Consider the following 13,128-nt stretch of genomic DNA (forward strand, 5'->3'; position numbering starts at 1 on the left):
AAAAAATAAATGGGTGGCCCGATTGGCTACAAACATGTGACTCCTCCGGAGTCGTGGCTTCGCCTTATACCAAAACCATCCAACGGATGAAAGAGGAAAAGGTCCCTCCTCCCGTTGGTCGTTCGGGATGACGGCTGGTGTTAGTATAAATATGCTTCTCCGGCCGGAGAAGCGCGTTATTAAGACGACATTTCGTCATCTCCGAAGGAGTCCCCGGGACCCGAACGAGCGATAGCGAGCCAAAGGCCCCTTTCGGGGGAGGGACCTTCTAAAAAGCCGGGAGGAAATCCCCGCGTTTACAGATATTATTCGTGCCATTCGTGCCATTCGTGCCATTCGTGCCATTCGCGTCATTCGTGGCTTTTACCTTTTAGCGTGGAAAATATTGTCGCAAACGTGCCGAAGGCCCCAGCAAACCCAAAATACCACTCCTTCGGAGTTTGATGATTTACCCATTGCACATTTCTATAAAAATGTCATCCCTTCGGGATTTTCGCCTGTGGCGAAGGGGAACAGATTATTTTATAAGAATATTCGTGTTAAAAAATACCCCAGACACCATTCGTGCCATTCGCATCATTCGTGGCTTTTACCTTTTAGCGTGGAAAATATTGTCGCAAACGTGCCGAAGGCACCTTATTTTCAAGAAAATATCTTCTTGTGCAAACAATCCGGACCCTTCGTAGATTTACAAAGAAAATTTTCTGTGAAAAATCGCCAACATGCTGTTATAGTCGGGGCCGGGATCGCAGGGATCGCGATCGCCATTCGCCTGAAAGTCAGGGGATACACTGTGTCTGTGTATGAAAAAAATCCCCGCCCCGGGGGCAAACTTTCGGAAATAATCGCAGATGGCTTCCGCTTTGATGCCGGGCCTTCGCTGTTTACGCTGCCAGGGCTGGTGGAGGAACTCTTTTCCCTTGCCGGCAAAAATCCGAAAGACTACTTTGCCTACGAGTTGCTCCCCGTCATTACCCAATATTTTTACCCCGACGGCACGCAGATTCAGGCGTGGAGCGATCCGGTGGCTTTTGCAGAAGAACTGCAACAAAAGACGGGTGAAGACAAATCGCGCGTCCTCCGCTGGCTTAAAAAGAGTGAGGTGCTCTACGGCATTACCCATCACGTGTTCCTCGAACGTTCGCTCCACAAACTTTCGACCTACCTGCGCTGGGATACGCTGGTCTCGGCCCTGCAATTGCACCGCATCGACGCTTTCCGCACGATGGCACGCGCCAATAAAAAGCAGTTTCGCGATCCGCGGGTGGTGCAGTTGTTTAACCGCTACGCTACCTACAATGGCTCCGACCCCTACCAGGCTCCCGCAACGCTTAATATTATCCCGCACCTCGAACACAATCTCGGCGCTTATTTCCCCGCCAAAGGCATGTATTCGATTACTACCAGCCTGTACCAGCTCGCAGAAGAACTGGGGGTGCATTTTTCTTTTGACACCGGGGTGGAGAAAATTCTGGTTGAAAATAAGCGCGTGAAAGGGGTTCGGGTAAATGGAGCCAAAATCGCCGCAGACGTCGTCGTAAGCAATGCGGATGTCGTGCCGACTTACCGCCATTTGCTGTCTGATCTTCCCGCACCTGAAAAAATCCTCCGCCAGCCGCGATCCAGTTCTGCGCTGATTTTTTACTGGGGAATCCAAAAAACATTCCCCCAACTGGATCTGCACAATATCTTCTTCAGTGAAAATTATGAGGAGGAATTCCGGAAAATCTGGCAGGAAAAAGCCATTTTCCACGACCCGACGGTCTATGTGTATATCAGCAGTAAACAAAACCCTGAAGATGCGCCCGAAGGCTGTGAAAACTGGTTTGTGATGATCAATGTTCCGGCGAATTCGGGGCAGGACTGGGATCGCCTGATCAAAAATGCACGGGAAAATATTCTCCTGAAACTCGAAAAAATGCTGGGAGAATCGGTGGAGGCGTTTATTCTAACGGAAAAAGTTCTCGACCCGCGCACCATTGACTCCCGGACTTCTTCTTTCCAGGGGGCGCTGTACGGCAATAGCTCCAACAATAAATTTGCGGCATTTTTGCGGCATCCCAATTTTCATCCGGACATAAATGGCCTGTATTTTTGTGGGGGAAGTGTGCATCCGGGGGGCGGGATTCCGCTTTGTTTGCTTTCGGCGAAGATTGTGGATGGGATGGTTTAATTGCTACTTTTTTTAGAAAAAAGTAGCGCAAAAAATCGGAAAATTCTATGCCGCGCCGCAAGCCGCCCCAGCCGCCGAATTTTCCTGGCCCGCGCAGGTTTGGGGATTGAATGTTACTGAATGATATACCTATTGGCACCATAAAAAACACAGACGCAAAGTGTATTTGATAAAAGCTACCTCTGCGATACTCTGCGTGGTACTTTGCGGGAATCTGCGTTCAAGAACGTGAAACTGATCTTCGATCAGCAATTCGAAGGTTCACGCAGAGGACGCAGAGTTTCGCAAAGGAATCACAGAATATATTTTCGAAATTTTATTTAATATGATTGTCGCTTCTCCTTCTCTCTTTGGCCGTTTTTTCTGGGAAAATTTCAGTGCCTGGTCGATGCGGGTCTGTTTCCGCAAGGTGGAATATGACCGGGAACTGAAAATTGCGCCGGATAAGGCGCTGTTGCTGATCGGCAATCATATCAGCTGGTGGGATGGTTTCTGGCCCATGATGCTCAATAAATGGTTTTTCCGGAAGGAATACCACGTCATGATGCTGGAATCAGAATTGAGCAAACGGCTTTTTATGACCAAAGGCGGGGCTTTTTCTATCAATCCGGGCAATCGCTCGATGGTCGAAACGATTCGCTATACAGCGAGCCTGCTCGAAAATCCGGCGAATATGGTGCTGATGTACCCGCAGGGGAAAATCCATTCGATCTACGACGACAATTTTGTCTTCCAGCCCGGACTTGAAAAAATCTATCAACGATGTACCAAACCATTTCAGACAGTGTTTTTTGCGTCTATGGTTGATTATGGTTCTTTTCCCCGTCCTTTGCTCCGGATGTATCTTTCGGTTTACAGCGGCGGTTTTTCGGCAGAAGAAATCACTCAGGCCTACCGGCAATTTTACGCTACTGCGCGGGAACGGCAGAAGCAGCAGGTTCCTGCAGCATCCGAACCGTGATTCCGCCCTGAAGGGCAAATCCACGCGCTGTTTCGGGAGAAATGAGCCCGGCGGCATTGTCGGCTGCGACAAAGAGACTGACGCCATACTGATCAGCCAAAGACACATTTGCCCTGACAAATCCGCCAAATCCGAAACCTTCCATTCCCCCGACAAAAGCATTAACCCCAATCGTCAGGGGCCTCCACAACTGGTGGGAATAGCCGACGTTTACGAGGGGTGTTGGTGTCCAGGCTGCATATTGTGAAAAGCCGCCATTGACTGATGCGGAGATGGTTTTTCCGGTAGAAAATTCCCACGAACCGCCAATCGAAAAGTTGCCGGGCATATTCATCCGGTAGGTGCCGCTGGCTGAGTCTGGGAAAAATAATTCCTGCAGCGTATCGGGCGTAAAAAGCTGCCCGCCGGTGGAAAAATCTGTGTCGATAAACTGATTCAAATCCACGCCTTCATAAGAAATAGAAACCTGATTGTCTCTGCGTATGCCATTCCAACTGATAAAACCCAAATCGCGCACCGCTGCCTGAAGCAGTATTTTTTCATTGGGTTGATATACAAAACCCAGATCTGCGCCCAGGCCTGCACCGCTTTTTCCGTTGAAAATCTGATAGTTGCTGTTGAGCCGGATATCACTGCCATCTTCAGCCGTAAACAGCGAATAACTCAGATTGTCGGTAAAATTGCCATAGCTGCCGATCAATGCTTTCAGGCGCAGCCCGATGGAAAAATCTCCGGCTTTCCAGGCTGAACCTACGCCTATTTCCCGGAAGCGGAGGTTTCGGAGGGTGATGTTTTCATCTGTTACGGTTTGTCCGGCGTAGGGCGCATTTCCGTAAAGGATGAGTCCGGCTGTGGAGGGATTGTTGATGCGGAAATACCCGCCCTGAAAGTCGCGAAATGAAATGCTGATCCGCTGGTTTTTGACTGCCAGATTGAGCATCGCCAATTGGTTGAAGCCAAGCCGAAGTCGGTTATCGTCACCCATTTGCCCGACCAATACATCTTTTTCTTCCTTGCTGATAAAGCTGTCGTCCATCAGCAAACGGTTTACACTCAGGGTATTGGCGGCTAAGCCGTATTCTCCGCCGACCCCCACACTGAAAGATTTCATCTGGTGAATGGAGAGAAAGGCGGGTTGTGAAAACTGCGCCGTAATTTCTTCAGGCTGAAACTGTATTTGTAATCCCGACTGCGCCCTCAGGGTGGCAATCGAAAAAATCAGGAAAATCAGGAGGTACATCCTCCGCAAATATGCTGTCATACAATTAGTTTCTGAGTCGGTAGGTAAATTGTCCGACGAGTTTGGCGTTGATCCGGTAGTCGGCGTAAAGTTTTACGGGGGTGCCCGAAGGCGCTGTGCGCATGCTATAGTGAAGCGCCAGATATTTTCCTTCCTGAATAATGGATTCGAGTTCAGCCAGGGTAAAACTCTTTTCAAGCGTAGTTTTTCCGGGTGTAGTGACATACCCGCTGCCATCTACCGTTCCCGGAGACAGGATCTGATTTTCTGTGAGCGTGGAGAGCAGCCGGTAGTTTTCGTCAAACACCTGCGCTGTTACCGTTGCCTCCAGCGGAAATTCATTTTCCAGCAGAATGCGCAACGTGCCGCCTTCGATTTCTGCGAGATCGATATTGCCGAAGTCGAGGTCTGTCGTATCATTCAGCACCAGATCTTCGAGAATCCCTGCCAGCGGCAACTGGAAATCTACATAAGCGGCAAGCTGGCTTTTGTCAGAAGCGAAGTTGTCGTGCAGTGCCGGATTGCCATTGTGGTTGGTGGTAACTTTCAGGTCGTAGGCGAGTTCATCTGCCAGCAGGTTGATAAACGTGGTAATATTGCTGTTGTCAGGGGTAAACCGCACAGTTGTCAGCACGATTCCCGCAGTATCGGGTAGTTCTGCCCCGGCAATATTTAATGGCCCTGTAACCAGCGGCGTTCCGGAAAGCGGGGTCTCCACACCGGTTTTTTTATTGACGGCGGTGAATGTATTGATTTCAACCTGCGCATCAACTCCTACCGAACTGGCAAATGTAATGGTGGCGCTCGGTTCGGTGAATTTTAATTTTTTTACATCGAGGTCATTAAATACATCTACCGACTGCGAGCCGCTAAACCGAAAGACTTCCTGTCCGATATATCCTTCAACATAAGTAGGTTCGATTTCCACGAGGCCAAATTCTACCTGAATGCTGTCGGTTTGGTCGAGGGTCACGATTTTGCCCGACTCCAGGAGTTCGACGAGGATTTTTTCTTCGAATGTGTTGTAGGTGGTTCCTCCGGCAGTCAGGTCGATGGTAAACCCGCCGAGTTCCCGCTCGACAATTTGTGTTGTAACCCCACCCGGCGGCGCCGGATTAAGTTTGATGTCCACTGATGGAACCTGTCCCAGACTGTTGACTGCGGCGGGAAGAATATACTGAAACCGGATGGTGTCCTCGACCGTGCTGATCGTGGAGGCGCGTATTTTACCCGATTTTACAACGATTTTGGTGAGCTCTATATCGGCAAAATCTCCGCCGAAGCGGTAGGTGGTATTTCTGACACTGTCGATGATGGTTTGTGCCGGGAAAACGGCCGTGGCTGTTTTGGCTTTCAGGTTTTGCGCTACCAGGGTGATTCGGATAAAATCATTGGTGTCGATCGGAACAAAAAAGCCAGTTTCCACATCCAGATTTGCCAGTTGGCCTTCGAGCGCACTTTCTACCTGTTTTCCTGCCAGGTCATAGGTTTCCGTTACGGTAGAGTTTTTATAGATAATGCCGAAGGTATCTGCGACCAGCGACGGGCCGGGCAGGTTTTTATTTTTTACATCCAGAATGACATTGGTGATATTCAGCGGAAACTCATTGGTGATGCTGAGTACGAGCTCGCCTTCCTGGAGTTCTGCATATTGAAAAAAAGTGCTGGCATCGATTTCGATCAGGCCGCTGCTGAGTCCGGGAGTACCGGGGACAATAGGCACGGTATTGCCGTGGTTTTGGAGCAGGAGGTTGCCCGTAGTTGCGTCGCCGTTGGCGATAAGCTGCCGGGCCAGATCGGCCAGTGTCAGGGTCTGACTGATGGTGTCAGACGCGAGGGTCAGGGTGTCGAGTTTGACTCCGAGTACTACCGTCGTGTCGGGAAATTCGACAAAGTCTTTGAGTGCGGCGCTGGCCACTGTATCCCTTACAACGATCGAGATCAGGTTGTCAGGCCCCACACTTAACAAAGTAGTGTCCTGAACCAGATCCGTAATGCCTGTGGATGCATGGGCAATCGGCGTAAGAAAATCCGCATCCCATTCAAGGCCTTCGGTGGGGTTCAACCGGCAGGCAGAAAGGGTAAAGGTTGTGAGGATAATCAAAAAAAGATAGTGTACAATTTTCACAGATTTTTCTCTTTACAACGTTGAGGCATTCGAAAAATTAGATCAGGCGCTAAACTAACTGCTCATTTTCCCGGCTGGCAAATAAGATAATTGTTGTACATCATACAACTATCACCGGCAAAATACCCTTTCACCCGTGTTGTTGCGGGGCAAATAAGGATATTGTCAAACCATCGGTTTTCGGACCTCGTGTCTATCAGGACGCGGTTTTTAGGTTCCAGTACCGTAAAGGGAACAGAAACCCTGGCCATTTTTTCCATCACATCCCGGGTATCTACAATGGGGATTTTCTGCCAGTCCACCATTCGTTCGCCTTTATACTGCTTCACGTTGATATGGGAAAGATAGTTGGATCCGATGTCGAGATTTGTCCAGAATGAAAGTTCGAGCGGAAAATTATTTTCTGTCACAGACAATACGCCGTCGTATAGGGTTGTAAATTTTTGATTACTGTTTAGCACCAATTTTCCCGGCAATCCCCCATCGTCGCCAAAGTTATTCCAGTAAAGCGGGGGCGAAGCTGACGGGGGCGAATAGGATAATTCTCCTGCAGAAGCCCATAAGCTGTCATTTTCATTATTAACCGCAGTTGTAAAACCTATCCGATCGTAAGAGAGATCCGGTAAGCCGAGGCTATAAAATTGTGTTTCGCCAAAATTGCCGATTGGCCGGGCCCGGTCAAGTATAAATTGTTCGCCAGGCGAAAGGTTTCCTCCCGGATATATCACCAGAAACGGGCGCGGGTCGTCAATTTTGCCGGGAAGTTCTTTGGGTATAAGCGGATGGCTGACGAGGTTGACCGCTTCGAGGGAATAAGAAAGCGGGGTGCGGGCAGCGGTAAAATTGACCATCGGCAGGCCCGTATGGCGCGATACGGCAAAAGCCAAACGGTTGGCCATCCAGTCAGAGATTTGAAGCTTTTCCGAGCCGATATGGAAGAAAGGAAGCGCAATGATCGCCTGGAAGTCAGCAGCATTTTTACCCGCTTCAGAAAGTATATGCGAGAAGTCTGCCTGTCTTTCGGGGAAATGGGAGATATGATTGGCGAGAATGATTTTTCGTTCGTTTTTTGCGAGAATAACCGCCTCAGCTACCCACGAAAAAACGCTCAGAAACAGTAGCATCGTTGCCAGTACAGTTTTGTGTTGGATGCGAAGAGCTCTGTAAAAAGCGTAAATATAAAAGGCCGAAAAAACCATAAACACATGGTAAAATACCCATGCCAGCCTGCCCATCGAGCGAAACTGCCGGATAAACGGAACCAGATCGAGCAAATCGGGGAAAAGTTGAAACGGATAGGCAAAAGCGGGAATCAGTAGTAAGGCTCCTGCCCAGAGAGAAATGCGCAGGGTATCGGGTAAAACGGGGCGCAAAATTCGGTTTCGTTTTTTCTTTCGCCAGAGGATGAATATTCGCCCTGTTACTGAAAGCAAAACCAGTAAGCCCACAAAACCGACATAGGCATATCCTTCACTGTCCAGTCTGCGGACAGGAATCAAAAGCCTCCACATATCAAATAAAGGCGGTTGAGAGGGGAGGAAAACCGATTCAAACCCCGCCATATAATTGAGGAAACCATAGGGATAACTGACGAATTGGGCATCCTGCGGAGTCGTAACCATTTCCCATATTTTCAGAATGATACCGGGTAATAAAGCGGTGCCCACTCCTGCCAGATAAAACTGTACATTTTTTCGGCGTAGGGGTTTGTTTTGGAGAAAATGTACCAACAGATAACTCACCATAAAAGCCCCTCCCAGCAGAAAGTAATAGGGATGGGTAAAAGAAAACAGCGAGGTAAGACCCGCGTAAACCAACAGCCATTTTCCCGTCTGGCGATTTTCCCCCACCCGCAATAAAACCAGCCAGATCATCGGCACAAAAAAACTGTAAGCCAACGGAAAATGTCCCGTAAGCCGCCGGATCTGCGGAGCCATAAATGTGATGATCAGCGCAAAAATAATAGCAGGCGCCGCCGGGATCAGGCTTTTTTGAAACAGACGGAAATTGAAAAATGCCGCCGGGAAGAAGGCCAGGATCATGAGCGTATTGATAAAACCGACGGTATAGGGTTCGATATTGATAAACGACTGGAAAACCTTCATGATCCCCGTCACGAGCGGATTCATATCCATATATACCTGCGGCACACCATGCGGATACATGACCCCTCTGAATGTGCCAAAATGTCCGTACAAAAGCTCATAACTGGTTGCATAATAGGCCCTTAGTCCGTCGCCTGCTCCACTGAAAATATATTGATTGGGGTGAAAAAAAGCATCACCAAACCAGGTGATTACTCCCGCGAGTGTGAGGAGTAGTAAGAGGGGAACAGGATATTTTCGGGTAAAAAATACTCCGAAATTTGTTACACCTGAAGTTTGGTGATCGGTAAACAATATCTTATTTTTAAACAATCTTGACTTTCTGATGTTATTTTTAATTAAATATTTTCAGCGAAAGAAGATATTCTAGTATTTCCTTGCTCCCAGAATGCTTACTTCTATCTCATTTACTAAGTTTTATTCAAAATCTAACCATTATGAAACGAATTCCCTTGCAAAAATTCTCATGGGTAATATTTTTATTGCCGTTCTTGTCTATGCTGTCATTAAAGGCTGAAAATAAAGAATATCTGCAAAAAACAACACTTCAGCCGACAATTCTTAGTATCACCGAAGTTGCCTCTAATGAGGTCGCGACAGTACATGAAATTCAACTGAGTACTGGAAAAAGTGTATTTCAGGTAACTTCAGGCTTCATGAGAAACCGTATTCCACTAATGGTAGGTACATATGCATGTGTGGCAACTTTAAAATTGCCACGTTTAGTTTGTAGTGGTTTGGTAAGGATGTGTGTAGGTTTCATAAATAATCGATCAAGTATAAACTCTTATACAAATCGCATAAACAAATTGGATATGGCGAGTACATCCTTTCAGTCTCTTTGGGCTTTAAAAAGTCTGGGGAGTATCATGCAAGCGGAGATCGTTTATGAATTGAGAGAGGAGGCAGAAGAAGCAATAGGCGTTATGGCCAGTATGGCTAAAGAAAAATTTTTCCCCTGGGAAAAATCTGAGTTCCAGATTGTACCTTTTACAAACTGGGCTTCACCGATTTCCCCCAACCGACCTGCCGATACCGCTGATAAGCAAAAAACTACCCCTTCATTGTGGAATAATAGTGGAGGTAATTTGGAGCTAATTTGTGATGTATTGGTCACCTGGCCGTTATCAATAGCTCCTGTAGCGCAATCTATGTATCAGGTTTTTCGGGAATTATATGCGAGAACAAAAGGTTTATTTACTTCCAAAATAATTAGTTCCCCCAAACCCACTTCAATCCCAGGCACAAAAATCAGCGGCATTCTTGAAAACTACAAAGAAATTGCCGGCGCGAGTCATGCATCCAATGTGTATCCACGGTCTGCTATCGATCATGTTCTGGAAAGCACATTGCGCACCTTTTATCGGGTCTCGGAGAACGAAGTGATTGCCGGCGCTCTCAACAATGTTTCCTGGTATTCGGCGTTTAAAAAATTTGATTATGGATTTGTATTTACCGAACGAGGGGTAATTATCCGCCAGGGGAATCCTGACTATTGGCTTAACCCCGACCTTAAATATATTTCATGGAGTGAAATCAAATCGTATGGCACATTGTCCTGGACGGATACCTCTGTGTTGATTGGTGATCTGAAAATTAATGTTAAGGCAACCGGACTGCAACCAGCGGAGGTGTCTAAGATTCTCCATGATATTGCCATGTATGATATGTAAAATAGCGGGTTAGTATTTTTCCCCATTCACCCACAAGGTCTTCTCTGCGAGTCTGCCCCGGGGTTTGACGATACAGGTCACACCCTGGGGTGCTGTATATTCGAGCCACAAATCAGGCCCTTGTATTCTCCACTCCACATGTATGATTCCTTTGGGGTGGGGCACATCTCCTTCTGCCCATTCTACCGTTTCTGATTGTGGGGAAATGTGCACGGTCGCATCATCTGTGGCATGGGGATAACCCAGATCTACCCCCAATACCTGCGTGGTCAGATAAAAGGTGGGGGCTGCACTCCACGCATGACTCAGGGTGCCGATGCCCGTATCGCCAAAATTTTCCCACGCTGTGTCATCATGTTTTAAAACCATCGGCCCCCAGTGTTTGCGCATAAACGTTTCTGCGTCTCCGGCCATGCCGGCCTTATAAAGCGCTGCAAACAGGTAAAAAGAGCCATAAGGTGTAGCCAGTCTCTGGCGGTTGACATCTCCGATGTCTTTGAGCATCTCTGCGATCTGTGGCAGAAACTGCGACTCCCGGGTATGATCGGTCAGGCCAAAAATATACGGCCAGGCGCTGGAAATAGGGTAGTGGTGGCTGATGGCCGAATCCCCTGTTATCCCGTCGCGGTACATACCTTTATTTTCATCCCAATAGGCTTTTTGAAGGGATTGGGTAAGTTCTGCGGCAAATGTCTGATATTTTTTCACATCATCTTTTTTGCCCAGATGACCAGCGATTTCCGACATCAGCAAACAGCAGCGGGCCAGCAATGCGTGATAGGCGGCATTGTACACCTTGCTTTTTTGTATCTGCGTCCATTCGATAAATACTCTTTCATTTAAAATCAGCCCGTCTTCATTTCTTCGTTTCAGTATTTCATCGAGCAAATGGACATAGTTGGGATACAGACTGTCTGCAAAAGTCCATTCTCCCGTACGAACGGCATACCAGCGAAGGGCTTCCAGCGTCAGTAGCGGGTAATCTTCCAGCAGGCCGATTTCGTCGGGATGGCGTGGCGTGCCCGGATGGAAAAGGTCGGCGTACATGTCCTGAAACAGCACCAGCGAGCGGCGTACCAACCGCAAGTCCCCACTGCCAGCCAGCGTGATAGCCATCTGAGGCAGCATATCTCCCGCGTACAGCCCTCTTTCGCGAAAAGGCGTATCTGTGTAGGAATCTTCCGCACATACGCGCAGCGTGCGCCAGCCGAGCTGCCAGATGGCCGTCAGCATGGGATCCGAGCAGGCAAATGAACCTGTTTCTTCGAATGGATAAACCTGATTGATGACATATACATTTTTGATGACAACCGGGCCTTTGTGATTGCGGATGTTGAGCTGGAGATAACGAAGTCCGTAAGGCCGGAGGGTTTCCAAACGGTTGACGCCTTCACGGGCAATATGTCGGGCGCCCATGTAGAGCCCCGAACGTTTCATCATCCAGGGTTTTTCGCCCAGGAGGTCTTCGGTAAATCCAAGGTCAAGAATGGTGCCTTCGGGTGCTTCGTATTCGACGACAATTCTTCCCAGTTTTTTGTACCGGAAATCGTAAACCACTGCCGCATCTTTTCCGGCTTTGAGAGTTATGGGCTGTACCGGGCCAGGAATTTTTGATTCTGAAAAATACCGCCAGGCCATGTCAAAGGCGGGGTTATGGGCGTCATCGTTGAGATGGTGGGGTTGCCATTGGGAAGAAAGAACGCCGGGAAGCTGGTTAGGGGGAAAGGGTATGGCTAATTGCTGTATTCTTTCTTCCTCTTCCCGGCGGAACGGACCTGCGGTTTCAAACCACAGGGAATCTTCTAACGCTTTATTCAATGATAGAACTAAGCCAGATGAGCGGGGGACAGAGAGAAAAAAGTCCCACGATCCCCAGAAGGATTTTCTTCGAACAAAAAATTCGTTCCATCCTTCATTCAGTTTTAATACAACTATTTGTTTGTGTGGATTGTTTTCATGCGCATTAATTTGTTTGAGCGGCCCTTCCCCATTGAGGAAATGTTCGCCCCACCAGATACCGGCTTCTATGGTTTGTGCTTTGGGCGAATATATCCATGTATGGCCAAACAGCGTTCGGCCAAACCGGAACTCCTCGTTGTTTTCATCGGGCACTTTTACCCTAAAAGAGTAAATTTCCTCGTCATTGGTCAGCAGATAGGGGCCCGTTTGCGAGAATGGCGAAAAACGCTCCTGCGTTAGCGGCGGAATGGTACGGGCAGTAAGTATGCCCCAGGGCAGCGGTTGAGTAAGTTTTTGCGGTTTTTTCCAGTTCCTGGTATTTGCATTAAAAGTTTCGGCGTCTGCCGGATCTTTTCGGGCGTCATACACTTCGAATGGCCCGAGGGCAAAGGACATTTTATTGGTCTGCGAATCGTAGCCTTCCATGCGGTGGCAAAGCCAGTTTCCCGGAGTCTGGAGGGAAAGTTTTTTGCCTTTTGCCGGAATGATATCACCCCAGGCGATAAAAGCCGGCGGGTTTCGCTTCAACTGGTAGGAGTCCGTACCATTTGAAAAGACCTTTACGATCAAAACATTTTTTCCCGGTTGAAGAAAGGGCAGCAGGTCGTAGGTATCAAATTGAGGATGATCGGCATAAAACCGGGAAGGGCCAAAATTGACGAAGGTGCCATTGACCATCAGATGATAGCGGGAATCCGCGAAGAGGTGAATTACCGCACTTTGTGGGAGTTTGTCGAGATCTGTTTCGTAGCGAAACCAGGCAGCCTGGAAGCGGCCTTCGCCGCTGGCGTCCACCCAGACGAAGTCTGCGGGGGCAGAAGCCGGTTGTGAAAAAACCACACAGGGCGAAAACAAGAGGGAGATCAGAAGTAGTAGCCGTCCAGTCATC

At 48.3% G+C, this 13,128-nt stretch carries 7 protein-coding genes; 3 read left to right on the plus strand and 4 right to left on the minus strand.

Annotation, left to right across the window (positions count from 1 at the left end; translation table 11 throughout):
* The first annotated feature begins 706 nt into the window (after positions 1 to 706).
* A complete protein-coding gene (gene crtD / locus R3D00_14425; protein ID MEZ4774377.1) occupies positions 707 to 2,173 on the plus strand; it encodes a 1-hydroxycarotenoid 3,4-desaturase CrtD in 1,467 nt (488 codons plus the stop codon).
* 325 nt (positions 2,174 to 2,498) lie between these two features.
* Positions 2,499 to 3,134 (plus strand): lysophospholipid acyltransferase family protein, encoded by a 636-nt coding sequence (locus R3D00_14430; GenBank protein ID MEZ4774378.1) that lies wholly within the window; start codon positions 2,499 to 2,501, stop codon positions 3,132 to 3,134.
* On the opposite strand, the gene R3D00_14435 is transcribed toward R3D00_14430, so the two are convergent.
* The 3 genes from R3D00_14435 to R3D00_14445 all read right to left on the minus strand — a co-directional run bounded on the left by R3D00_14435 (position 3,082) and on the right by R3D00_14445 (position 8,901).
* Positions 3,082 to 4,395, minus strand: coding sequence for a DUF5723 family protein (locus R3D00_14435; protein MEZ4774379.1), 1,314 nt, complete (start codon positions 4,393 to 4,395; stop codon positions 3,082 to 3,084). The genes R3D00_14430 and R3D00_14435 overlap by 53 nt on opposite strands.
* Positions 4,396 to 4,399: 4 nt before the next feature.
* The gene (locus R3D00_14440) at positions 4,400 to 6,502 is read right to left on the minus strand and encodes a hypothetical protein (GenBank protein ID MEZ4774380.1); all 2,103 of its coding nucleotides are present in this window, start codon (positions 6,500 to 6,502) and stop codon (positions 4,400 to 4,402) included.
* 62 nt (positions 6,503 to 6,564) lie between these two features.
* Positions 6,565 to 8,901 (minus strand): hypothetical protein, encoded by a 2,337-nt coding sequence (locus R3D00_14445; GenBank protein MEZ4774381.1) that lies wholly within the window; start codon positions 8,899 to 8,901, stop codon positions 6,565 to 6,567.
* Between the two features lie 143 nt (positions 8,902 to 9,044).
* On the opposite strand from R3D00_14445, the gene R3D00_14450 reads away from it, so the two are divergent.
* Positions 9,045 to 10,280 carry a hypothetical protein gene (locus tag R3D00_14450; protein ID MEZ4774382.1) on the plus strand — a complete coding sequence of 412 codons (1,236 nt, stop codon included), beginning with the start codon at positions 9,045 to 9,047 and terminating at the stop codon, positions 10,278 to 10,280.
* A 9-nt stretch (positions 10,281 to 10,289) separates the two neighbouring features.
* Here the strand turns inward: R3D00_14450 and R3D00_14455 are convergent, their stop codons facing one another.
* A complete protein-coding gene (locus R3D00_14455; GenBank protein MEZ4774383.1) occupies positions 10,290 to 13,127 on the minus strand; it encodes a hypothetical protein in 2,838 nt (945 codons plus the stop codon).
* Between the last annotated feature and the right edge of the window lies 1 nt (position 13,128).

This window comes from Bacteroidia bacterium, assembly GCA_041391665.1.
In the GTDB taxonomy this organism is placed as follows: domain Bacteria; phylum Bacteroidota; class Bacteroidia; order J057; family J057; genus JAGQVA01.

What these genes read in the sequence shown, in the direction of transcription:
- R3D00_14430 (MEZ4774378.1), top strand. Translation starts at nt 2,499, where the DNA reads ATGATTGTCGCTTCTCCTTCTCTCTTTGGCCGTTTTTTCTGGGAAAAT.
- R3D00_14435 (MEZ4774379.1), bottom strand. Translation starts at nt 4,395, where the DNA reads ATGACAGCATATTTGCGGAGGATGTACCTCCTGATTTTCCTGATTTTT.
- R3D00_14455 (MEZ4774383.1), bottom strand. Translation starts at nt 13,127, where the DNA reads ATGACTGGACGGCTACTACTTCTGATCTCCCTCTTGTTTTCGCCCTGT.
- R3D00_14450 (MEZ4774382.1), top strand. Translation starts at nt 9,045, where the DNA reads ATGAAACGAATTCCCTTGCAAAAATTCTCATGGGTAATATTTTTATTG.